This is a genomic window from Photobacterium sp. Alg240-V54, assembly GCF_900537155.1.
In the GTDB taxonomy this organism is placed as follows: Bacteria; Pseudomonadota; Gammaproteobacteria; order Enterobacterales; family Vibrionaceae; genus Photobacterium.
The window spans coordinates 156,285-181,418 of the sequence record NZ_UNRL01000005.1 but is presented as its reverse complement, the minus strand read 5'-3'; the positions used below and the strand labels follow the sequence as shown (position 1 = coordinate 181,418).

At 43.1% G+C, this 25,134-nt stretch carries 19 protein-coding genes; 7 read left to right on the top strand and 12 right to left on the bottom strand.

The features are described 5' to 3' along the window. Window positions 1-11 precede the first annotated feature (11 nt). Genes G6R09_RS14310 through pilM form a run of 4 tightly spaced genes read right to left on the bottom strand, consistent with a single transcriptional unit; the run spans window position 12 to window position 2,703 of the window. The gene (locus tag G6R09_RS14310) at window positions 12-527 is read right to left on the bottom strand and encodes a pilus assembly protein PilP (RefSeq protein WP_065169320.1); all 516 of its coding nucleotides are present in this window, start codon (window positions 525-527) and stop codon (window positions 12-14) included. Between the two features lie 10 nt (window positions 528-537). Further along, a complete protein-coding gene (locus G6R09_RS14305; protein ID WP_065169319.1) occupies window positions 538-1,122 on the bottom strand; it encodes a type 4a pilus biogenesis protein PilO in 585 nt (194 codons plus the stop codon). After that, window positions 1,115-1,726, bottom strand: coding sequence for a PilN domain-containing protein (locus tag G6R09_RS14300; RefSeq protein ID WP_163923178.1), 612 nt, complete (start codon window positions 1,724-1,726; stop codon window positions 1,115-1,117). The genes G6R09_RS14305 and G6R09_RS14300 overlap by 8 nt, the downstream gene beginning before the upstream one ends. Then, entirely contained in the window at window positions 1,723-2,703 is a 981-nt protein-coding gene (gene pilM / locus G6R09_RS14295; protein WP_065169317.1) for a type IV pilus biogenesis protein PilM, read from the bottom strand. Before pilM ends, G6R09_RS14300 begins: the two co-directional genes overlap by 4 nt. Window positions 2,704-2,851: 148 nt before the next feature. On the opposite strand from pilM, the gene G6R09_RS14290 reads away from it, so the two are divergent. Then, window positions 2,852-5,455: a penicillin-binding protein 1A gene (locus G6R09_RS14290; protein ID WP_065169316.1), complete on the top strand. Its 2,604-nt coding sequence runs from the start codon at window positions 2,852-2,854 to the stop codon at window positions 5,453-5,455. Between the two features lie 81 nt (window positions 5,456-5,536). Here G6R09_RS14290 and oxyR read toward each other — a convergent pair whose 3' ends face one another. Then, window positions 5,537-6,448, bottom strand: coding sequence for a DNA-binding transcriptional regulator OxyR (oxyR, locus tag G6R09_RS14285; RefSeq protein WP_065177351.1), 912 nt, complete (start codon window positions 6,446-6,448; stop codon window positions 5,537-5,539). A gap of 163 nt (window positions 6,449-6,611) precedes the next feature. Between oxyR and G6R09_RS14280 the strand changes: the two genes are divergently transcribed. Continuing rightward, the gene (locus G6R09_RS14280) at window positions 6,612-7,340 is read left to right on the top strand and encodes a glutathione peroxidase (protein ID WP_065177350.1); all 729 of its coding nucleotides are present in this window, start codon (window positions 6,612-6,614) and stop codon (window positions 7,338-7,340) included. Between the two features lie 95 nt (window positions 7,341-7,435). On the opposite strand, the gene argH is transcribed toward G6R09_RS14280, so the two are convergent. The 4 genes from argH to argC form a co-directional block, all read right to left on the bottom strand. Continuing rightward, window positions 7,436-9,313: an argininosuccinate lyase gene (gene argH / locus G6R09_RS14275; protein ID WP_065177349.1), complete on the bottom strand. Its 1,878-nt coding sequence runs from the start codon at window positions 9,311-9,313 to the stop codon at window positions 7,436-7,438. 98 nt (window positions 9,314-9,411) lie between these two features. Beyond that, window positions 9,412-10,617: an argininosuccinate synthase gene (locus G6R09_RS14270; RefSeq protein WP_065169313.1), complete on the bottom strand. Its 1,206-nt coding sequence runs from the start codon at window positions 10,615-10,617 to the stop codon at window positions 9,412-9,414. An 84-nt stretch (window positions 10,618-10,701) separates the two neighbouring features. Next, window positions 10,702-11,481 (bottom strand): acetylglutamate kinase, encoded by a 780-nt coding sequence (argB, locus tag G6R09_RS14265; RefSeq protein WP_065169312.1) that lies wholly within the window; start codon window positions 11,479-11,481, stop codon window positions 10,702-10,704. A 10-nt stretch (window positions 11,482-11,491) separates the two neighbouring features. After that, window positions 11,492-12,505 carry an N-acetyl-gamma-glutamyl-phosphate reductase gene (gene argC, locus G6R09_RS14260; RefSeq protein ID WP_065169311.1) on the bottom strand — a complete coding sequence of 338 codons (1,014 nt, stop codon included), beginning with the start codon at window positions 12,503-12,505 and terminating at the stop codon, window positions 11,492-11,494. A 625-nt stretch (window positions 12,506-13,130) separates the two neighbouring features. On the opposite strand from argC, the gene ppc reads away from it, so the two are divergent. Both ppc and G6R09_RS14250 read left to right on the top strand, forming a co-directional pair. Beyond that, complete coding sequence (gene ppc, locus G6R09_RS14255; protein WP_163923175.1) at window positions 13,131-15,761, top strand: phosphoenolpyruvate carboxylase; 2,631 nt, start codon at window positions 13,131-13,133, stop codon at window positions 15,759-15,761. 417 nt (window positions 15,762-16,178) lie between these two features. Then, the gene (locus tag G6R09_RS14250) at window positions 16,179-16,745 is read left to right on the top strand and encodes a PadR family transcriptional regulator (RefSeq protein WP_065169309.1); all 567 of its coding nucleotides are present in this window, start codon (window positions 16,179-16,181) and stop codon (window positions 16,743-16,745) included. Between the two features lie 66 nt (window positions 16,746-16,811). Here G6R09_RS14250 and G6R09_RS14245 read toward each other — a convergent pair whose 3' ends face one another. Both G6R09_RS14245 and G6R09_RS14240 read right to left on the bottom strand, forming a co-directional pair. Next, a complete protein-coding gene (locus G6R09_RS14245) occupies window positions 16,812-19,226 on the bottom strand; it encodes a bifunctional aspartate kinase/homoserine dehydrogenase II (protein ID WP_163923172.1) in 2,415 nt (804 codons plus the stop codon). Beyond that, on the bottom strand, window positions 19,226-20,392 hold the full coding sequence (locus tag G6R09_RS14240) for an O-succinylhomoserine (thiol)-lyase (RefSeq protein ID WP_163923168.1): 1,167 nt from the start codon (window positions 20,390-20,392) through the stop codon (window positions 19,226-19,228). Before G6R09_RS14240 ends, G6R09_RS14245 begins: the two co-directional genes overlap by 1 nt. Before the next feature lie 305 nt (window positions 20,393-20,697). Here G6R09_RS14240 and metJ point away from each other — a divergent pair, with 305 nt between their 5' ends. Next, the gene (metJ, locus tag G6R09_RS14235; RefSeq protein WP_036789456.1) at window positions 20,698-21,015 is read left to right on the top strand and encodes a met regulon transcriptional regulator MetJ; all 318 of its coding nucleotides are present in this window, start codon (window positions 20,698-20,700) and stop codon (window positions 21,013-21,015) included. A 120-nt stretch (window positions 21,016-21,135) separates the two neighbouring features. Here the strand turns inward: metJ and rpmE are convergent, their stop codons facing one another. Next, complete coding sequence (gene rpmE / locus G6R09_RS14230) at window positions 21,136-21,348, bottom strand: 50S ribosomal protein L31 (protein WP_036789455.1); 213 nt, start codon at window positions 21,346-21,348, stop codon at window positions 21,136-21,138. A gap of 268 nt (window positions 21,349-21,616) precedes the next feature. On the opposite strand from rpmE, the gene priA reads away from it, so the two are divergent. Together priA and cytR are read left to right on the top strand one after the other, a co-directional pair. Then, complete coding sequence (priA, locus tag G6R09_RS14225; protein ID WP_065169307.1) at window positions 21,617-23,818, top strand: primosomal protein N'; 2,202 nt, start codon at window positions 21,617-21,619, stop codon at window positions 23,816-23,818. A 181-nt stretch (window positions 23,819-23,999) separates the two neighbouring features. Continuing rightward, complete coding sequence (cytR, locus tag G6R09_RS14220) at window positions 24,000-25,025, top strand: DNA-binding transcriptional regulator CytR (RefSeq protein WP_255454574.1); 1,026 nt, start codon at window positions 24,000-24,002, stop codon at window positions 25,023-25,025. Window positions 25,026-25,134: the final 109 nt, after the last annotated feature.

Below are 25,134 nucleotides of genomic sequence, written 5' to 3'. Positions count from 1 at the left end.
CTCATCCTTGATTAATGCTGAACTAAAGCCAGCTTTGCAGGCCGTGTTAGCCAACAACCTTTGCCATCGGGTAATGTTTCTTCTATTTCAATGAGCTTATCACTCACTTTTATTACTTTGCCGCGATTAAGCCCAACAAACTGTCCCGGCTTAATTCTGACTAATTCACCTTTTGGGGTATAAACCAACCCCCATAATTGACGTTGATGGCCAATTGCTCCTTTCATGGTTAACTGTTCTAACGGAAACGTTTCTAATGCTGTTGGTTGATGAGCTGTTTCTGGCTGCCAACAACTAATATCGGCCTGTTTAGCTAATAATATTTCTGGCTGTGGCCTTAAAAATGGCACTCGTTTACTGGTCATTACAAACGATTCAGCAACAAAAATATAAGGATCTGCTAATGGCTTGACCTTTGCCTTAGCATGGGTATGTGTTTTGGCTATAAACTGCTCAACTGAATCGGTATTGGCCTGACACCCCATTAACCCAAACCCTAACGGTAACAGCCATAATAATGTTCTCATCGTATCCTCATTATTGCGGGGTTTTAAAACGGTAAGTGGTGGCTGATACCGTTAACGATAGCAACTCATCAACGCCTTGATTATCCACTCGCGCTAATGCCACATTGCGTAAATTAACAATGCGAGGCAGCCTTGCAATTGCCTCTGCGAATTGGCCTATTTGTTGATAAGAACCTGTTAGTTGCATGTTCAGCGGCAGCTCATAATAAAGATCATGCTCTATGCGTGAAGCCCATTTAATCGATTGAAATATCAACCCATTTTTAACACCAATATCATTAATACTTGCGAGTAAGCTTGCCAGCTCTTGTTCTTCTGGTAATTGCTCAACCACTTCTTGATAACGACGATTAAGTTCGACCACTTGTTCTTTAACCCGTGGCAGTGCGGCAACTTGTGCAGCGCGGGTCACTAATTGACTGCGTAAGGTGATTTCCTGCTGTTTTTGCTGCTCTAAAGCTTCAGTTAACGGTGTTAACCAATACCAATAACCAAATGCCGATAACAGTAACGTCACCACAAAAGCAATCACACACTGCGGCAATAATGGCCACTCAGTGATTTCATCCAATTCTAATTCACGCCAATCAATCATTGGTTTTCTCCGCGATTGCAGTCGCATAAGTTGCCTTAAGTGGCTGCTTATTAATAATTGGTGCGGTTAAATCAAACGACGCATTAAATTGTGATTTTTGCTTTTTATCACTGCTTTTAGTCGTCACCAATGAATGCATTTCAACATTGTTAAACCATGGTGATTGCTCTGCCTTACCGAGTAATGCTGCTAAGTGACCATTGGTATCGCCAAAACCATCAACTTTCACTCGTTGTGAGGCTAAATTGACACCATCAAGATACACTCCAGCAGGCACCACTTCTGGTAACTGATTAAGTAACTGCGTCACTCGATTGCGCGATAACTGTATATCAGCGATCACTTTTAACCGCATCTCAATCGCCTCACGCTGCTTATCTAATTTAGGCAAGAAAGCCAGCCGTTGCTCTAAACTGGCTAATTCTTGCTGCAGTTGATGATTACGGCTTTGTTGTTGAAGCTGCTGATTTTCAATATATTCACCAATAGCACCATTACCCACAACAGCCAGAGCAACACTTGCTGCAAGCAGTCCAATAAAGCGTTGTTTATGCTGTTTACGCCGCTGCTCACGCCACGGCAATAAATTGAGTTTATCAATCATAATAACCCTCGCAATGCCAATCCGGTGGCAACGGCATATTGACTCGACATTGACTGTGGTAATTCAACTTTATTGGCACAACTAAAGTGTTGAAAAGGATTTACCCACACTACATCAAGTCCAATCAAGCGTTGTAGCAATGACACCGACACCACATCTTGCCCACCACCACACAGCCACAACCCTTTGATACCACTACGTGGATGAGTCGAGTTATACAATTGAATTTGACGCTTTAATTGTTCGGCTAACTGTTTAGTAAATTGCTCAGCATTATTAGCGCCTAGTGGGCTAATGCCGTCCTGATCATCTAACATGCTAGTACCAAAACGAATTTCACGATGGTAAGCCGCACTACCTTGTGGCTTCATGCAAAACTCGGTATGCCGCTTACCTACATCCACTACGCCCCATTGATTATAATGACTGCCCATCTCAGCTAAGTGCTCTGCCAGCCATAATAAAGCATGGGTTTGTAACTCCATTATTTTAGGTTTGAAGCCTAATTTAGTGAGCGTATTAACTCGGTTGTCGATGGTTTCTCTGCGCGAGGCAAATACTTGAAACGGTGTGGTCGCAACAGCATCACTAAAACGGTCACTATTTAGTGGAAAATAATCAAACCACAACTCCTCAACGGGAAACGGCGATGCCGCACCTAAGGCTTGCACGATCGCGAATTCAGCCTCTTCTTCACTAAGGCTGGTACCTAATTGAACAACTTTGCTGATCACAGCACTATCGGGTAAGGCTAAGGTAACGGCTTTGGCTTGCCACGGTAATTGCTTTTTAATTTGACGCATTGCTGACAACAGCTCAGCATTATTCACGCTATGCTGATCGTTTATAACCGATTTCGTCAACTCAACTTCAACAAATGCAGCTAACTCAAACTGCTCTTTTTTTTGTTGCAGAACCACAGCTTTTATACTGTGATTGCCAATATCTACCCCAACACTTAATGGGTTCCGAAACATCCGTGTTATGCTCCCATGTGGCGAAAAAACAAACTATTTCGAATAAACACCATCAACGGCATTAATTAATTTTTTGTTATCTTTATACTTGAAGGTAAAAGATAATAGATAATGACCGTCAGAACGATGGCGTAACGGGAAATCTCAAGTGAAGTTCATAAAGCGATTACTAATACTTGCAATAATTTGCATCATTCTTGGAGTGGGTACAATTTTTGGTTTTTATTTATACCTAAAACCAGACCTGCCTGATGTTGCTAAATTAAAAGATGTCGAGCTCCAAACACCATTAAGGGTGTACAGTGCCGATGGCGAACTGATCTCGCAGTTTGGTGAGAAACGTCGTATACCATTAACACTTAAACAAATGCCACCACTATTGGTCGATGGTTTTATTGCGACCGAAGACAGTCGTTTTTATGAACATCATGGCGTTGATCCAATTGGTATCGCACGTGCAGCTTTTGTGATGCTAACCACGGGCCATGCGCGCCAAGGTGCGAGTACGATCACTCAGCAGCTGGCACGAAACTTCTTCCTCTCCAATAAAAAAACCTTTTCACGTAAAATTCGAGAAGCGTTTATTGCGATCCATATCGAGCAAATTTTAACGAAGGATCAAATTCTTGATCTTTACTTAAATAAAATTTACCTCGGCTATCGCGCTTATGGTGTCGGCGCTGCGGCACAAGTTTACTTTGGTAAAAGTGTTGACCAGTTAACCTTGAGTGAAATGGCTGTGATTGCCGGCTTGCCAAAAGCACCATCAACCATGAACCCAATTTATTCGATTGATCGCGCCACAACACGTCGTAATGTAGTGTTAGATCGTATGTATAAAGAAGGTTACATCACTAAAGCGCAAATGGACCAAGCCCGTTCTGAACCTATCGTTTCTCATTATCATGGTGCTGAAATTCAACTTTATGCACCGTATGTAGCAGAACGAGCACGGGCGTGGATGGTTCATCGTTACGGGGAAGATGCTTACACTAAAGGCATGGATGTTTACACCACCATTAATGCCAAGTTACAGCATGCGGCGCAGCAATCAGCGGTTGATAACCTGCTAAACTACGATGAGCGTCATGGCTACCGTGGTCCAACAGCGGTGCTATGGAAGCCAGGCCAAACACCACTTAACGCTAACCAAATTGTTGGAAAACTCAGTAACCAACCGACTTATGGTGAATTGATTCCAGCGGTCGTTACTAACGTTAATCAGCAAAGCGTCGTCGTTGTTACTAAGCAAGGTCAGACAGTAACGCTAAATTGGAATGGAATTAAATGGGCGCGTAAATTCTTAACCGATAAAGCGCAAGGCCCAGCACCAACAACTGCAGCGCAAATTGTCACTGCTGGTCAACAAATTTGGGTGCAAAATAAAGCAACCACCGTCGCTGCAACAGCTGATACTGCCGCTGTAACCACAGATCACTGGGTGTTAAGCCAAGTGCCAGGAGCCAACACCTCATTTGTCGCCATGTCGCCAAATGATGGCGCTATATTGGCAATGGTAGGTGGCTTTAACTACACCCAAAGTAAATTTAACCGTGCGACCCAGTCAATCCGTCAGGTAGGTTCAGGGATCAAACCGTTTATTTATTCTGCTGCGATTCAAAAAGGGCTAACACTGGCCACCTTGATCAATGATGCTCCAATCACTAAGTGGGACAAATGGCAAGGCACCGCATGGCGACCAAAAAATGCTGATGGCCGTTATGGTGGTCCAACACGCGCACGTATTGGCTTAGCACGTTCAATCAACGTAATGGCTATTCGTGTGTTAAGAATGGCAGGTTTAGATTACACCATTAACTACCTCACCCGCTTTGGCTTTAAACGTGCGGATCTTCCTCACGCAGAACCATTAGCACTTGGTGCGGGCAGCTTAACGCCATTAGAGTTAGCACAAGGTTACGCTGTATTTGCTAACGGTGGTTATGCAGTCACACCGTTTTTAATCAATAAAGTTGATAATAATGATGGTGAATTGATCTACACCGCCAATCCAAAAATTGTCTGTAATGATGTCTGCCAAAGTCAGAACCCACAGGCGGAAATGCAAGTCGCATTGGCAACAGCAGCAGCCACGGCGGCTGAAAATGCGCCAGCAGATCAAAAACCGGTTGCAGCTGTCACTGAGAAACCAACCTTAGCGCAACTCGAACAAGTGATCACACCACCACCGGTACGTTATGCTCCGGAAGTGATCAGTGAGCAAAATGCATTCCTTGTTCGTCAAATGCTAACCAGCAACATTTGGGGTGAACCCGGTCATCTTTACGGTACTGGCTTTAGAGCGCGAGTATTAGGTCGTCATGATATTGGTGGTAAAACCGGTACGACTAACGATTCAAAAGATGCTTGGTATACTGGCTTTGGTCCTAATATTGTCGCTACAACTTGGGTCGGTTTTGATGATCACCGTCATGCTCTTGGACGTACTAGCTTTAATAAAAACTTAGGTAAAAACCAAGTAACAGGCGGCGAATACGGCGGTAATGCAGCTCAACCAGCGTGGATTAGTTTCATGAATACAGCGCTGAAAAACACGCCAGAGCAGTCATTACAAATTCCAGCGGATATCGTTAAGGTACGTATTGACCGTGCCACGGGTAAGCTTTCAGATCGTGATGATGCAAGTTCAATGTATGAATACTTCATCAAAGGGACTGAACCTACCCAGTCAGCGAGTCAGGTTAACTCAGAACAGCAGTTTGATGCAGAAACAGCTGAAGAATTGTTCTAATTGTTACCCCTAAATAAAAAAGAGCGCTAATCCGCGCTCTTTTTTTTAAGTGGCATTTCACCGCCCTCTTACCAGCAAGGGTTATTTCTGAATGTGATTAGCAAATATCTGTGGCATTTTAGCTTTAATCACTGCGGCTAATTTTTCATAACGCGATTTCAACGGTGATCCCGGACGGTAAGCTAACGTAATCAATCGCGTCGGCTGTGGATGCTCAGCTGCGATATAACACACGCCATCTCGACAATGCTCTTTAGGCGTCGCTAACTGAGGTAATAATGTGATCCCACTGCCCGCAGCAACCATGTTACGTAGCGTTTCAAGGCTGGTTGCTTTAAAACGGCCATCATCACGCGCACCAGCAGCAAAACAAAAACCTAATGCTTGATTACGTAAACAGTGACCATCCTCAAGCATTAACAGAGTTTCACCATGCAAACGCGACATATCAATTTCTTTATCCTGCGCCCATTGATGCGTTTCAGGTACGGCGAGCATCATCGGTTCATCATACAGTGGCAATTCAATAAAGGGTTCGCTTTCTTTTACTGCCGCTAAGATCATGCAGTCTAATTTACCTTCTTCAAGCTGTTGAACCAGTTGATGGGTTTGCGCTTCATGTAAAAACAGCTCTAACTCTGGAAAGGCTTCTTTTAATGTCGGAATAATTTGTGGCAATAAATATGGACCGACAGTCGGTATAAAACCAATATGTAATGGCCCAGCCATGCTTTCTCCTTGCAAACTAGCAAGTTCGGTCAATATTTTGACCTCGAGCAACACTTTCTGAGCTTGGGCGACTAAACTCAATCCCGCGTCGGTAAAAAGAACACGGCGACTGGTTCGCTCTAACAGTGAGACTCCCAGCTCATCTTCTAATTTACGAATTTGCCCACTGAGAGTAGGCTGACTGACGTAACACGCTTCAGCTGCTTTACGAAAATGTTTATGCTCAGAGAGAGCGACAAGGTACTCAAGATCTCGAATATTCATAGCTGTAGGTTACCAATAGGAATTAACTATCAAAACCATAGCAGTAAACGATTAGAACTATCAAGAGTAAAGTCGTATAATTTCTTCATTACATAGAGAGTATGTTTTTACAAAGCTCCGATTGCAGTAAATTAATTAGTATTTATTTTTAAGGAATCACATTATGTTCGCATCTAAAGAAGGTCAGCCAGTTCCTCAAGTTACTTTCCACACTCGTCAAGGTGATCAGTGGGTAGACGTAACAACCAACGAGTTATTTGCTAATAAAACTGTGGTTGTATTTAGCCTACCGGGCGCATTTACACCAACATGTTCTTCAAGCCACCTACCGCGTTATAACGAATTGGCATCAGTATTTGCAGATAACGGTGTTGACGATATTTTATGTGTATCAGTTAACGATACGTTCGTAATGAATGCATGGAAAGCAGATCAAGAAGCAGAAAATATTACTTTCATTCCAGATGGTAATGGTGAGTTTACTAATGGCATGGGCATGCTAGTTGGAAAAGATGACCTTGGCTTTGGTGCACGTTCATGGCGTTACAGCATGTTAGTGAAAAATGGTATTGTTGAAAAAATGTTTGTTGAAAACGAAGAACCAGGCGACCCGTTCAAAGTATCTGATGCAGATACAATGTTGAACTACATCGCACCAGAGCAAAAACTACAAGAATCAATCACTGTATTCTCAAAGCCTGGTTGTCCTTTCTGTGTTAAAGCAAAACAGAATTTGATCGACAAAGGCCTACTGTATGAAGAAATCATTCTAGGTAAAGACGCGACGACTGTTTCTTTGCGTGCAATTACTGGCCGCAGTACTGTTCCTCAAGTATTCATTGGTGGTAAGCACATTGGTGGTAGCGAAGAATTAGAAATTTTCTTAGGCTAAGACGCCACGATTAAAGCGTTAACAAATTAACAAAAAGCCCTCACTTCGCGAGAACTGAGGGCTTTTACTATTGCAACCGCTGTAATTACGACGGATTAAGCGACATTAATGGTCGCTATCCGTTGTGCTTGATCAAGCCATACTTCTAACGCAACCTCATCACAAGCATGCTGACGCGGGCAACGATCACAATCTTTCATGACTTTTTCAGGCAGTAATGCTTTTGATGTTGGCGTAAAGCCACGCTTCATAAAAAACTCTGGCACACGGGTTAACACAAACACTTTTTTAATTGCCATTTGGGCAGCTTTCTCAAGTAAATGATCAACGATCGCTTTTCCCTGCCCTTGCTGTTGCCAGCCCGCCTCAACCCCTAATGAGCGAATTTCCGCCAAACCGGAATCATAAACATACAATGATGCACACCCAGTAACCACGCCATGATTTTCAGCCACCGCAAATGAGCCAATATCACGTACTAATTCATTACGGTTACGCGGTAAATTTTCACCAAGTCCGGCCCAATACACCACCATGCCTTCAATAGCATCGAGATCTGTTAGCCTTGCGCCACGTACTTTGACATCGGGTGAGTAACGCTTATCAAGCCGCTTTTCAGCTTGCCCAATCGCGTAATCTACTTGGTTCGGTGCCACACCACCAAGTGCACAACGCTTATCTAAACACGATTCAATAGTGAGGATTGGATAAACATCGGCATCAATAACGTCTGAAAATTGTTTCATTTCATCAAGTGATAACTGCTCTAACGCGCAACCTTTGGCAATTGCCGCCACCACAGCCACACCAACAATATGGTGCGCTTCACGAAAAGGGATCCCCTTAGCAACTAAGTAATCGGCTAACTCGGTCGCATTAGAATAACCTTGCATCGCGGCTTCTAAAGTACGATCTTGATTAACCTTGATCCCCTCAAAACACAATGCAGCCATTTCCATGCAGTCATGCCAGCTATCTAGCGCATCAAACAGCCCTTCTTTATCTTCTTGCATGTCTTTGTTATAAGCCAGCGGCAACGCTTTCACCGTCATCATCATCGCGGTCATAGCACCATAAACACGACCACATTTACCTCGAATAAGCTCCAGCGCGTCTGGATTTTTCTTTTGTGGCATTAACGATGAGCCCGAAGTAACTGCATCATCAAGTTCAATAAAATTAGATTCACCTGAATTATAGAAAATTAAATCTTCTGCCATTCGCGATAGATGTAACATTGAGATCGAGGCGGTTGATAATAATTCCATCACATGATCACGATCAGAGACAGAATCAAGGCTATTACGGGTCGCACGATGGAATCCAAGGCTATGAGCCAACACTTCGCGATCAATCGGATAAGCGGTCCCTGCCAACGCGCCAGAGCCTAATGGGCAAGTATCTAACCGTGCCATGGCATCATTTAGACGCGAGTGATCTCGCTCTAGCATTTCAACATACGCTAAGCACCAATGAGCAAATGTCACAGGTTGCGCTCGTTGTAAGTGAGTATAACCAGGAAGCACCGTTGCTTGATGCTGACGAGCAACGGTCACTAATTGCTGCTGCAGTTTATCGAGCATTAATAATAATTGCTGTCCTTGCTGACGACACCAGAGTTTAAGATCGGTTGCGACCTGATCATTACGTGAACGACCCGTATGAAGCTTTTTGCCCAAATCCCCGACTTTAGCAATCAGTTGTTGCTCAACCCAACTATGAATATCTTCAGCATCTGAGGTCAATATTTGTTCAGGATCTTCCATCACCGCCAGCTTGAGTTCATTGAGTGCTAACTCAAGTTGTTGTTGCTCTTGTTCGGTCAGCACATTCACTTGGCGTAGGGCTTTTGACCAAGCTATTGAACCGACAATATCTTGCTCTGCGAGTCGATAGTCAAAACGCAGCGAATCATTAAATTGTTTGAATCTGATGTCAGCTGCCTGACTAAACCGTCCGCCCCATAATGCCATGGTGAATCTCCTTTACTGCCTAACTCTAATAATATAAATACGCGTAACATGGCAGCGAGAGTGGCACTCGCTGCGATACAGAAATTATCTTAAATGACTTATTTTTGATTGTTCAGCGCACGAATTCGACTCGCCAGAGAGTACAAACGGATAAAGCCACCCGCATGACTGTGATCATAAACATCATCTTCACCAAAAGTGGCAAATTCTTCTGAATACAAACTATTAAGTGAACGCTTCTGAGTCACGGTTGCTTGACCTTTATAAAGTTGGATCACCACTTCACCAGTCACATCTTGGGCTAGCGTGTCAGCAGCCGCGAGTAACGACTGGCACAATGGCGTAAACCAGCGGCCATCATAAATAAGGTGTGAAGCTTTAAGACCAAGGGTTTGACGGAACTCAAACGATTCTTTATCGAGCACTAATTGCTCAACTGCACGCAGGGCTTCCATCATAATGGTGCCACCGGGAGTTTCATAACAGCCACGAGATTTCATACCGACTAACCGGTTTTCAACAATATCAATCCGGCCAACACCGTGCTCTGCCCCTTTTTCATTGAGGTAATTAAGCGCGTTATACGGTGTCATTGGCTCACCATCAACCGCAACCACTTCGCCTTTTTCAACTAAAATAGACACTGTTTCCGCGGTATCAGGTGCTTGTTGTGGATCTTTGGTCCATACCCAACATAAATCGTTAGGAGCATTCCACGTATCTTCTAACACGCCGCCTTCGGTTGATACATGCCATGCGTTAGCATCACGTGAGTAAATTTTTTCCAATGATGCGGTACAAGGAATATTACGCTCAGCCAAGTAATCAAGTAGCGCCTCACGACTACGTAAATCCCACTCACGCCACGGTGCAATCACGGTAAGTTGTGGTGCTAGAGCAGCAAAGGCACCTTCAAAACGTACCTGATCATTCCCCTTACCAGTACAACCGTGGCATAGAGCATCGGCCCCTACTTCCAATGCACATTCAACCTGTGCCTTAGCGATAATCGGGCGGGCCATTGAAGTACCTAGCAAGTATTTACCTTCGTAAATAGCGCCCGTTTTCAAAGATGGATAAATATAATCTTTAACCATCTCTTCTTTTAGATCGGCGATGTAACATGACGATGCGCCTGATGCGATAGCTTTTTCTTCAATGCCAATCAGCTCTTCTTCACCTTGACCGACATCAGCCACAAAGGCGACCACTTCACAGTCATAATTTTCTTTCAGCCACGGAATAATGGCTGAGGTATCTAAACCACCTGAATAGGCTAATACCACTTTATTAATCTTACTCATCTGCTGCACTCCTTTCAGCCTTGTCGCGGTCATCCCGTTGAGGCACATTTCCAAAAATAAAAATCAGTCTTTATTGATAGCGTATTAGGGGGTAAATTTAGTACCAATACTGCTGCCCGCTAATAACGCATTGAGTTTTTCAGGGTAACGCCAACTTGCAACTTCAATCGCGCGTCCTAGTGCCTTAGCTGCTGCAAATGCGGCGCGCACTTTAACGATCATGCCATCGGTGATCACCGCTTGAGTAATTAACGCTTCTGCTTCTGTCTCTGTCAGTTGGTGAATTAAATTACCTTTACCATCAAGCACACCACTCACATCCGATAACAGCACTAACTCACCATCAACGGCGGCTGCGACTGCCACTGCGGCTTGGTCTGCATTTACATTCATCATGTTGCCATTATCATCAAGCCCGATTGAACTGATGATCGGCACAAAACCAAGTTGCATCATTTGAGTGACTAAAGTGCCGCTATTAGGCTCAGCATGACCAACTGCCCCTAATTCTGGATCTAATTGGCTAACACGGCATAATCCACCATCAGCTAAACTGAGCCCAACAGCTGCCACACCCGCTTTTAATGCTTGGCCCTGCAACATTTTATTGGCCGTACCGGCTAATGCACCGGTGATTAAACCAATTTGATCAGCTGGCGTTACCCGTAAACCTTGCTTTTTTATGGTCGGTAATTGCAACTTTGCCAGTAACTCATCCACCAAATAGCCACCACCGTGAACAAATAAAATGGGTCGCTGACAACTGGCTTGATAAGTATTAATAGTGGAAAACAACCGCTCCAAGGTCACGTTGCACTCCAATGCAGCACCACCTAATTTAATCACTAAAGGAACTTGGTTCATGGTATTACTCCTACACCAACGCGGTTAATTGAGGAAAGCCGTTACGAATATTTATGCACTGCATTGCTTGGGAGGAAGCACCTTTTAATAAATTATCAATCGCAGCGGTTAAAATAATATGCTCACCTTGTACCTGCCAGCCAATATCACAGAAGCAACTACCAACCACATTATCAAGTTGAGCCGTGTTATTGTTAAGTAACCGCACCGCATGTTGATCAGTAGCATTTGAATATGCTGCTTCCATTGCAGCAGTAACGTCATTCGCCGTCACTCCTGAGGCTAATTTAGCGGTAATAGTCGCTAAAATTCCGCGCTTAAAATTACCAAGATGAGGTGTAAAAATGACATCACAATTTAAATGATGGGAGATTTCAGGCTGATGACGATGAGTAAACAACCCATAGGCTTGTAAACTGACTTCACAAAAACTATTGGTCATAGATGCTTTACGACCAGCACCAGAAACGCCACTTACTGCATTAATCACCGGCCATTGCTGACAATCAAGTAACCCTGCAATCACTAATGGTTTTAATGCTAGTTGCGATGCAGTTGGATAACATCCGGGAACCGCAATTAATTGTGCCTGAGCAATATCAGTTTGGTTCCATTCTGCTAAACCATAAACTGCATTATCTAGCCACTGACCATATTGATGCTCAAAACCATAATATTGCTGATAAAACCCATCAGCTTTAACTCTAAACGCACCCGATAGATCAAACACCTGACAACCAGCATCAAGAAACTCAGCAGCAATATCATGGCTCACCTCATGGGCGGTGGCTAACAACACAATATCTGCAGTTGCAGCAGTAGTTTTAAAATCGATTAAGGGTTGTAACGGTAAATCAACTATTCCTTTTAGCTGTCCATGAAGTTCACTTAATGGTTTATTTGCATCAAGACTGGTTGCTGATACATACAAACCTGCAAGTGTTAACTGTGGATGGCGACTCACCATTTTTGCTAATTCTGCACCGGTGTAACCACTGGCGCCAATAATGACAGTGTTTAACATTGCTAATTCCATCTGTAGTAATTGTCTATAAACCGTCATTAAAAAATTGAGACTATGCTCTAAAAAAATTGCAATCATAACGGCAAATGAAGGAGTGCTGTCACCAGCGAAGAACAGGCGCGTCAAAGCACCGCAGGCAAAAGATTAGCGTCGTCGAAGGGAGATAATGAGAGATGTTGATATGTAATTCATGATAATAACTTCCTGCATTTAACTATTTCCCCTAAGCGATCCTTGCTCAGAGAGACAATAAACAACCGTGTTGCTTATTCATTAATTTGAATTAATATGTTTACTGGTTAATTTACGCACTGTCAATAGCATAACGATAAAAAAATATATTTTATTATCTTTTTATTAACCTTTACGACATTTAACCATAACATAAATAAACACTTTGAGTGCGTTTTTTTGCTCTATCCAATTAATAACAAACAAAAATGTGCACTAACAATGGCAATAATGAAACAAAATTACAAAATACAATCAATTGTATGACCAGAATCAATATCGACAGTTTTTATTGGCGATAAATGTAATCTCTGTTGACCTGTTACTAGATTCGCGGCTAGATTGTGGGGTAAAGGTTAAATTGGATGTAACAAAATTACGGAATGGATACGATATGAACGAGAAATACAGCGCACTAACGAGTAATGTCAGTATGCTTGGTCATTTGCTAGGCAATACAATTAAAACAGCCTGCGGTGATGAGCTATTTGAAAAAGTTGAAACTATTCGTAAACTTTCTAAATCAGCGGGCACCGGCAATCAAGACGATCGTGAAAAACTGATTGATGAATTACAAACACTTCCCGATGATCAATTACTTCCTGTGGCTCGCGCATTTAGTCAATTCCTTAATCTCACCAATATTGCAGAGCAATATCATACTATTTCACGCCAATGCGAAACCACCTTATGTAGTCCAGGTGCGCTTGATGAGTTATTCACTAAATTAGTAGAAAATGACGTTAATCCAGCCGACTCTTTAGCTGTCGTCAATGAATTAAATATTGATTTGGTGTTAACTGCTCACCCAACTGAAATCGCCCGTCGTACCATGATCCATAAATTGGTACAGATTAATAAGTGTTTATCACAATTAGAGTTAAGTGAGTTATCAACCGCAGAACGTGATCGGGTTGAACAACGACTAGAACAACTGATTGCGCAAGCATGGCACTCAGATGTTATTCGCCAACAACGACCAACTCCGCTTGATGAAGCTAAGTGGGGTTACGCTGTCGTTGAAAATTCACTGTGGCAAGCGGTGCCTGAATTCGTACGTTTATTTGATGAAAAACTGCAACAACATTTAGGTCAAAAACTTCCGCTTGATGCAACCCCTGTTACCTTCTCATCATGGATGGGTGGTGACCGCGACGGTAACCCATTTGTCACCTCAAATATTACTCGTGAAGTATTACGCCTTTCTCGCTGGAAAGCGGCAGAGCTTTACCTCGGTGACGTACAAGAGCTGATCAATGAATTATCAATGATTCAATGTAATGATCAGGTGCGAGAACTGGCTGGCGAAGAACATGAACCTTACCGTGCAATTTTAAAGCAACTGCGTGCTAAGCTCATTACTACCCGCGACAGTTTAGAAGCACAGATTAACGGTCAAGCGCCTCTTTCTAATAATATTATTAATGATGTTGCTGAGCTATGGGATCCGCTATTTGCGTGTTACCAATCATTGCACCAATGTGGCATGGCTATCATTGCCGATGGCTTATTACTTGATACGCTACGTCGCGTAAAATGCTTCGGCGTTCACTTAGTACGACTTGATATTCGTCAGGAAAGTACCCGTCACGAGAATGTTATTTCAGAGCTCACTCGCCACCTTGGTTTAGGCGATTACAGTCAATGGTGTGAACAAGATAAAATTGCTTTCTTAGTCCGTGAACTCTCGTCTAAACGTCCATTACTACCACGTAATTGGGAGCCGTCGGCAGAAGTAAAAGAAGTTATTGAAACCTGTAAAGCAATTGCAGAACAACCACGTGAAGCATTAGGTGCTTATGTAATTTCAATGGCACGTACTGCTTCTGATGTTTTAGCTGTTCACCTATTACTGCAAGAAGCAGGTTGCCCATTCCGTATGGATGTATGTCCATTATTTGAAACATTAGACGACTTAAACAATGGTGCTGATGTTATTGAGCAATTGCTTAATATTGATTGGTACCGTGGCTTTATTCAAAACCACCAAATGGTAATGATCGGCTATTCTGACTCTGCCAAAGATGCGGGTGTAATGTCAGCGGGTTGGGCGCAATACAGCGCGATGGAAAAACTGGTTACAGTATGTGAGCAAGCGGATGTTGAAATCACCTTATTCCATGGTCGTGGTGGTAGTATTGGCCGTGGTGGTGCACCTGCACACGCAGCATTATTGTCGCAACCGCCACGCAGCCTAAAAGGTGGCTTACGAGTTACCGAGCAAGGTGAAATGATTCGCTTCAAATTAGGTTTACCTGAAGTTGCAATTAACAGCCTCAGCCTTTATGCCAGTGCAACCCTAGAAGCAAACTTATTACCACCACCAGCACCGAAACAAGAATGGCGTCATGTGATGGATGAACTATCGAGCGTATCGTGTGAATCATACCGTAACGTTGTGCGTAATAACCCTGAATTTGTGCCTTATTTCCGTGCTGCAACACCGGAATTAGAGCTAGGAAAACTACCACTCGGTTCGCGTCCTGCAAAACGTAACCCTAATGGTGGCGTTGAAAGTCTGCGTGCTATTCCATGGATTTTTGCATGGAGTCAAAACCGTCTGTTACTACCGGCATGGCTAGGTGCTGGTGAAGCGATTCAATATTCAATCGATAATGGTCACGCAGCATTATTAGAAGATATGTGCCGTGAATGGCCATTTTTCTCAACCCGCTTGGGTATGTTAGAAATGGTATACAGCAAAACTAACCTTGGTATTGCTGAATATTATGACCAACGCTTAACAAACGAAGCATTATGGCCATTAGGTAAACAGTTACGCTCGCAATTACTGCAAGATATTAAAGCAGTACTGACGGTGGAAAATAATGACCACTTGATGCAGCAAGACCCATGGGGTGCTGAATCTATTCGCTTACGTAATATTTATGTTGAGCCACTTAATATGTTGCAGGCCGAGTTACTTTACCGTACGCGTCAGCAAGAAGAATTACCAAAAGAGCTTGAAGAAGCACTGATGGTGACAATTGCAGGTATCGCAACAGGTATGCGTAATACCGGTTAATCAACTTATCATCGTAAAATCTTAAATAAGGCTATCTTTTGATAGCCTTTTTTTTTGAGTGGTTATTTACAATTTTGTTAAAAAAGATCGCAAAGTCTCAATTTTGATACAGCACTATATTGCTTATACAGTCTAAGATAGAAAAGCTCAATATGATAAAAGATGAATAGATTTCAATCAGGTTGTTATTTTTTAGGGCTAAATTAACCTCGTGTAAGCTCACAAGATAATAAATTGAAACGCCTCAGTAACAGATAATTCAACTAGAAGTATCGATATTGAGTCAATTAATGATATTCTATGCGACCACAATTAGGCAGTGCAATAGCACGATTATAAATTAAAAACGTCATTTGAAGCGTTACATAATCCAAGCCCTATTGTGTTTTTATTTTATATATTTAACGGATAGAAGAGATGTCACTACCACATGTAATTTTAACAGTGCTAAGCACTCGCGAAGCAACGGGTTATGATATAACCAAAGAATTCTCACACAGTATTGGTTATTTTTGGAAAGCGAGCCACCAGCAGGTGTACCGTGAACTTAATAAAATGGCAACCAACGACCAAGTAACCTGTCGTCTTGAACCTCAAGATGGTAAGCCTGATCGTAAAGTATATGCGATTACGGATCTTGGCCGACAGGCATTATTTGAGTGGTTCCAAGAACCGGCTCGTAATCCCACTACTCGCGATGAGTTTTCTGCCAAGCTACTGATTTGTGGTGTTCACAATTCATTACCTATGCAGCAACAACTTGAAGCTTTAATTGATGAATCACATATTTTGATTGGTCATTATCAAGAGCTAGAGCAAATTCACTTTGGCGATTATAAGAACATGGATCGCCAACAACGCCTAGACCGCTTAACTTTGCGTCGTGGTCTACATAATCGCCAAGCTTGGATATTATGGGCAGAAGAAGTATTAGCTGAACTAAAAGATATGGACGGTGAAAATAGCGCAGTTGCTATCAACTAAACCATTATCAAATAGAAAAGCCGCAGTTTAGAAACTGCGGCTTTTTATTGGGCTCTCTATCACATACTACAACATCGTTGCTAACCGATTAATATCCGAGATTAATGCGCCAGCAGTCACATCCCTTCCCGCTCCAGGGCCCCGAATCACTAACGGATTCTCTCGATACCACTGACTTTCAATCGCAAAAATATTATCGCAAGGTAATAAGTTCGCTAATGCGTGTTCACTAGGCAACGCTTCTAAACCAACATAGGCTTTTCCATGACGATTAAGTCGAGCGACATAGCGTAATACTTTATCTTCCTTAACCGCACGAACTAATTTTTCAGCTAATAACAGATCCAGCTCAGCCATTTGTTCAAAAAAATCATCAACGCTTAAAGTTTGTAAACTCAAAGGGACTAATGACTCAACATATACTTGCTGAGGCTCAATCTCAAACCCAGATTCTCGTGCCAAAATAACCAGCTTACGCATCACATCACTGCCATCGAGATCGTGACGAGGATCAGGCTCGGTTAACCCTTGCTGCCATGCTTGTTCCAATAACGCTGAAAATGGCAGGCTGCCGTCAAATTGTTGAAATAACCACGATAAAGTGCCAGAAAACACGCCTGATATCGCTAAAATACTATCGCCACTTTCACGTAAATCACGCACAGTATGGTTTATCGGCAACCCAGCACCAACAGTTGCATTGGATAGCCAATGACGACTACTTTTAGCAAACGCATCGATGACAGCTTGATACTCAGACGTTGTGGCAGAGCCGGCAATTTTATTGGCTGAAATCAGGTGTAACCCCGTTGCAGCAATGTGTGGATATAGTGCTGCCAGCTGATGACTTGCGGTCACATCAACCACGACTACATCATCATATTCAACCGCAGCTAACTGAGATAATAGCTGCGGTAATTGATAATCTACCGCATGTAATAGAAACTGTTCTAAGGCCGTCTGAGGATCGATTCCCTGGCAGTCTAACCAGCATTGTTGCTGACCAACAATACCAATTAGACTAAATTGCATACCATGACGCTGTTCCAGTGCTGCCTTTTCGCGGCTAAATAAACTCAACCAGTGACTGCCAATATTGCCTTTGCCACACAATACAATTGCGACGCTTTTTTGAGCTTGAAATAGCGCTTGGTGAATAGCGTTAACTAACGCATCAGTGTCAATATCACGCAGCACTGCCACTAAACTTAGCCCTGACTCTGTTTCTGTCATAAATTCAACCGGCAATCCCTTTAATTGCTGATAGAATCCATGGCAATGATTAGGGTTATTTAATACACCAGCCCCAACAGCCGCCACCATTGAAAAACCTTCACGTAGCCGTAATTCGGCAGCAACACCACTGTCTTGTAGCAAGCTAAGAACGCTATTTACCACTTCTTGAGTGTAAGCCAAAATAATCCGTCGCTTACCTTGATCAACGGTTTGAGCCAATGGTTGTAATTGCGATTTATCAAGCAACTGCTGCACATCATGTTGTACCGATGCCAACACCATACCTTGCGGCACACCAAGCTCAATCAAGCACACATCATTTAACGACGAAATAATTTTAGCACCGCGACCCGAGGCTAATACTCGCTCTACCCGTGTTGATCCTGATTCCGGTTGATGGCTACAACGTAAAGTTAAATCAATCGCACTTTGCGCCACCGGCTGTAAAGTACGGCTATGCAATACTGGTGCAGCAAGACGAGCAAGTTCATTAGCTTCATCTAAGCGTAATAATGGCAGTAAGCAAGCATTAGTCACTTTACGTGGATCGGCACTATAAACACCAGCAACATCACTCCAAATGGTCACCCGTTCAACGCCAGCTAAAGCACCAATCATAGTGGCTGAATAATCAGATCCATTACGGCCTAATAATACTGTGTGCTGATGCTGATTTGCGGCCATGAAACCGGTGATCACTAATCGTTGTTGAGGATATTGAACCAATAACTGTTGCAATAATGGTTGTGATAACGCTTTATCTACTGCAGGTTGAACAGCATGATCAGCGCGTAAAAACAGCCGTGAATCAATCGCTACTGCTGCCAATTGGTGCTGATTAAGTAACGCAGCTAATAACCGTGCTGACCATAATTCACCATGGCCTAAAACGGTATTTTTTAGCTCTGTCGTCAATGGTGCTTCGCCCCACTTAGCGATCAGGGCTAACTCAGCATATAGCTGTTGCAGCAGTGGTTGCGCGTGATCTGGCGTCAACAACTCAGTGATTAATTGCTGTTGAAAACTACGAATGGATAATAGCGTTGCATGAGCTAAGCGGCCATCAGTAACCAATTGTTCTAGCCACAATAACAGTTGATTAGTGGTTTTTCCTGCAGCAGAGACGACCACAATATCATTCACCACAGAGTAAGATTCTAAAATCTCAGCCACGCGCCGATAACACTGCGCATCGGCAAGGCTACTACCACCAAATTTATGCAACTGACGCAGATCTTTTATCATTAGCACTCCCCCTGCGCGACAGTAAAGGCGTGGCTAAGATCGGCAATTAAGTCGCGTGGATCTTCTAAGCCTACCGATAGCCGTAATAAAGATGTTGAAATACCAGCTGCCCGTTGAGCTTCATCGGTCATAGCGCGGTGAGTCATTGAAGCCGGATGAGCAATAAGACTCTCCGTTCCTCCTAACGACTCTGCTAATGAAAATAATTGTAATGTTTTTACAAATCGTTGCAGTTGCTGATCAGTTCCTGCAAATTCAAAACTCATCATTGACCCAAATCCACGCTGCTGACGTTTAGCTATCTCATGCCCAGGATGAGTAGGTAAACTCGGGTGGTAAATGGTGCCAACCAAGGGTTGTTGTTGTAAATAGGCTAATACCGCCGCACCATTTTCTTCATGCATTCTCATTCGAGGCGCTAAAGTACGCAAACCGCGCAATGTTAGATAAGCATCAAAAGGTGCGCCTGTGGCACCAATACAATTCGCCCACCAAGTTAAATTTTCAGCCGCTGATTGCTGTTTCGCAATTAATACACCACCAACAACATCAGAATGGCCATTAATATATTTAGTGGTTGAATGCACCACAAAATCAGCCCCTAGCGATAACGGCTGCTGCAATAACGGTGACAGAAAGGTGTTATCAACCGCAACTTGGCAATCGACTGCCTGTGCTTGCTGACTAATAACTTCAATATCAATCACTCTTACCAAAGGGTTCGACGGAGTTTCAAGCCATAACAAAGTCGGTTTTTGTGCTAACGCTGCAGCTAGCGCATCAGGATCAGCTTGATCAATAAACAATACTTTAAAGTCACCCTTTTGAGCACGAGTATTAAATAATCGATAGCTGCCGCCATAACAATCATGTGGAGCAACAAGCAAATCATCAGGCCCTAACAATGCTGACACTAATAAATTCATTGCCGAGGTGCCACAACTGGTGACCACAGCGCCCGCTCCCCCTTCCATGTCGCTTAATGCATCCGCTAATGTATTGCGAGTAGGATTGCCTGAACGAGAGTAATCGTATTGCGGTAACTCACCTAAAGCTGGAAAACTGTAAGTCGAGGTTAAATAGATCGGGGGCACGACGGCATTATATTGTGAGTCAACATCAATACCGGTACGGACTGCAATTGTTGCAAGCTGCTTGTCACTCATAATAACGTTCCTTGTTATAAAGGGGTGATCCCTGAAAATAAATTGTGGTGGCTACACAACCTTAACCACATCAAAACAAGACGTCAACACTTCTGGACGTCTATATGTCTTTGCTTATAGCGGTAAATCCCGCTAAAATTCAATTATTGAAAAAAATAGTCGTGATCTAGCAACAGTTGTATACCACGGTAGAGGACAAACTAACGATGTTCACGTAATATCGCCGCCTATCATGACTATGCACTAACAACCGTCATCGCGACATTGTTATCATTATTAATTAAACATCGCTGAGAAGGTAAAACATGGCAAAGTGGAATGGCGAATATATTAGCCCTTATGCAGAACACGGTAAGAAAAATGAACAAGTAAAAAAAATTACAGTGTCTATTCCATTAAAGGTTCTCAAAATTCTTACTGATGAACGTACTCGTCGTCAGGTCAATAACCTGCGCCACGCCACCAACAGTGAACTATTATGTGAAGCTTTTTTGCATGCTTATACTGGTCAGCCGTTACCTACTGATGACGACATTCGTAAAGATCATCCCGATGATCTGCCAGCAGAAGCAAAAGCCTTAATGGAAGCGATGGGCATCAGTTACGAAGACATTAATGAATAATACGTATATCAGATAGCAGAAAACCAGCTTTTATGCTGGTTTTTTTATGTATTACATATTGAAGCGATAAAAAAAGGGATGCCTAGGCATCCCTCTTCTTTACATTCGGTCGGCAAGTAATTACTTGCTACCAAGTGCACCGAAACGCTTGTTGAATTTGTCAACACGACCACCAGAGCTAACTTGACGTTGCTTACCAGTGTAGAATGGGTGACACTTATCGCATACGTCAAGGTTAACGTCTTTGCTCATAGTAGAGTTAAATACGAAAGTGTTGCCGCAAGAACAACGTGCGTTTACTGCTTTGTATTCTGGGTGGATACCTTGTTTCATGGGGAAACCTCAAGTTAAGGCCGTGTCGCTCTCCCGATCCAAAGCCGGGCACCACACGTGGTTAATAAAATAGTCTGTCGTAGATTTACGACAAATCAGGCGGCGTATAGTAATCAATCATTCCCCAGAGATCAACTCGAGCACTGTTTTTTATCACTCTATTTTATTCATCACTAAAACAGTCAATAATAGTACTCACATTGCAGTACTGATTCCCTATCACGCGATCTGTTACTATTTAGTATAAGCTCAATTAAAGCGATAAAATATGACCCACCCAATAGCACGCGTTGCTTTACCCGTCCCACTCGACAAAAATTTTGATTACTTAATCAAACCTGACATGACACCCGTTATTGGCGGACGAGTACTGGTGCCTTTTGGTCGGCAGCGATTGGTAGGGATCGTAGTGGCTATCGGTAATGATTCAGATTTTCCAATCCAACAATTAAAACCGATTCAGCAAGTATTAGATAACCAACCTCTGTGGCAACCACCATTATTTGGGTTACTAAAATGGGCCAGTAATTATTATCAATACCCATTAGGTGATGCATTAGCCAATGCCATGCCAGCGTTATTGCGTAAAGGTCGCGCCGCATCAACAGCAACATTAAAATATTGGCAGTTAACCGATACTGGACGAGAACAACCGCTTAATGGTTTAAAGCGTGCGCCTAAACAAGCTCAAATTCTCAATCTATTACGTCATGGGCCTTTGAGTCATGACGCTTTACTTGCCGATGATGTTAGCAGTGCTACCCTAAAAACGGTGATGCAAAAAGGTTGGATAGTTGAACAGCAACAACAACCTAAACAACTACAGTGGCAGCCACAGTTTGCTATTACCGAGCAAAAGCCACGCTTAAATGAAGAACAAGCATTAGCGATTGCAACGGTTAACAGTAATCCAGAATTTGGCTGTTACCTATTAGATGGTGTTACCGGTTCGGGTAAAACTGAAGTTTACCTCAACCTGCTAGAACCCGTTTTAGCGGCAGGTAAACAAGCGTTGATTTTAGTACCTGAAATTGGCTTAACCCCGCAGACAATTAACCGCTTTAAGCGCCGTTTTAATGTGCCGTTAGAAACCGTTCACTCAGGCCTCAACGATAGCGAGCGTATGGCGGCGTGGCTTGCAGGACGAGATAATCAAGCCGGGATCATTATCGGTACCCGCTCTGCATTGTTTACGCCATTTGCTGATCTCGGCATTATTATTGTTGATGAAGAACATGATGCGTCTTATAAACAACAAGACAGCTTGCGTTACCATGCTCGTGATCTGGCGGTAATGCGCGCAAATAAAGAAAATATTCCGATTGTTTTAGGCTCTGCCACCCCCGCACTTGAGACCTTACATAACGCGCAAACAGGTAAATACCATTACCTAACCCTTTCAAAGCGTGCTGGTAATGCAAGTGCTGCCCGCCATGGAGTGATTGATGTCAAAGGCTTATATTTAAATGCGGGCTTATCTGCTCCACTCATTGCGGAAATGCGAAAACACTTAAATGCGGGTAACCAAGTGATGCTGTTTCTTAATCGCCGCGGTTTTTCACCAGCAATGATGTGTCACGAATGTGGTTGGATCGCAGAATGTACTCGTTGTGACGCCTATTACACCCTGCACCAGCAATCAGGTGAATTACGTTGTCATCATTGTGCAACGCAGCGGCCGATAATGCATCAATGCCAACAATGTGGTTCAACCCAACTACTGCCTGTCGGTGTCGGTACTGAACAACTTGAAGCACAACTAGCAGAACTGTTCCCTGAATTTAAAACAGTACGTATTGATCGTGATAGCACCCGTCGTAAAGGATCGCTTGAAAACTATTTAGAAGCGATTAAAAACAATGACTATCAGATTTTAATCGGTACTCAGATGCTCGCTAAAGGGCATCACTTTCCCAATGTTACCTTGGTGGCACTGATTGATGTTGATAGTGCATTATTTAGTAATGATTTTCGTGCTTCAGAACGGTTAGCCCAACTATTTATTCAAGTGGCAGGCCGTGCAGGCCGTGCCAGTAAGCCCGGTTCAGTATTATTACAAACCCATCATCCTGAGCATCAACTGCTGCAATCGTTACTGCACAAAGGCTATGGTGTCTTTTCTCAAGCTGCATTAACTGAACGTCGCCAAGCGCTATTACCACCCTTTACACACTTAGTGCTATTGCGCGCTGAAGCCAATGACAGTGATCAAGTGTGCCAATTTTTACAACAAGTGCGCGCTATTTTTGAAGCGAGCCCAGTTTACGATCAAGATTGTTGTGTATTAGGGCCAAATCCAGCCCCGCTAGCTCGACGCGCGGGACGATTTAGATGGCAGTTAATATTACAAATACCTAATCGTAATAAATTGCAGCAAATACTCACTATTGCTAAACCTGCGATACAACTATTGCCCCTCGCGAAAAAAATTCGTTGGTCAATTGATGTCGAACCACAAGATTTAACTTAAACTACACAATGCGATACAGTTCACATAGCGAATGTAATTTATGCTATTGAAAGCAAGTTTCAGCTTCTGTATCCATTCTACAATATGAATATGAATTGACTTTTTTCAGTCGGTTACGAATTAGCTGGAAAGCCTATCTGAGTATTTTTGTCGCAGATAACCAGCTGTACACTAGAGAGATATAGCAAAAGAGGAAAGCACTATGGCGACAATGAAGGACGTTGCCCAGCTAGCCGGAGTATCAACTGCGACAGTTTCACGCGCATTGATGAACCCGGAAAAAGTATCGGCATCAACCAGGAAAAAGGTTGAACAAGCCGTAATGGAAGCTGGATATTCACCCAACTCACTGGCACGTAACCTACGCCGCAATGAATCGAAAACTATCGTGACCATTGTGCCGGACATCTGTGATCCTTATTTCACTGAAATTATTCGTGGAATTGAAGAAGCAGCAATGGAAAATGGCTATTTAGTGTTACTGGGTGATAGCGGTCAACAACAACGTCGTGAAAACTCATTCGCTAATTTAGTGTTTACTAAGCAAGCTGATGGCATGTTGTTATTAGGTAATAACTTGCCATTTGATGTCAGTAAGCCGGAACAAAAAAACCTGCCACCATTAGTGATGGCATGTGAATATGCACCAGAACTTGAGTTACCAACGGTACATATTGATAACCTGACGGCAGCTTTTGATGCGGTAAATTACCTCACCCAAATGGGGCATAAACGCATAGCACAAATTACTGGCCCTGATAAAGCTGCCCTCTCGCAATTCCGTCAGCAAGGTTACCAGCAAGCATTACGCCGCGCAGGGATCACGCTCAATCCAGCCTACACCATTAAAGGTGATTTTAGTTTTGCAGCAGGTGCTCGTGCAATTACGGCCCTACTTGCGCTACCTGAGCCACCAACAGCATTGTTTTGTCACTCCGATGTAATGGCAATTGGCGCGATGCAACAAGCCAAACGGCTTGGATTACGTGTGCCGTACGATATTTCTATTGTCGGGTTTGATGATATTCAATTTGCAGAGTATTGCGATCCACCATTAACCACGGTTTCACAACCACGTTATGAAATCGGTCGTCAGGCGATGTTAATGCTACTTGAGTTACTAAAAGGCAAAGATGTTCAGGCAGGATCACGGTTACTGGATGCAAAACTGGTCATTCGTGAAAGTGCTGCGCCACCAACTCGCTAATGGATTAAGCCCCATATGTAAGCGATGACAGTACCAAGATCATGAAATTGATCATCTTTGTCATTATATGGGGTTAATTATCAACAAACCGCGATAATAACTGGTCAGG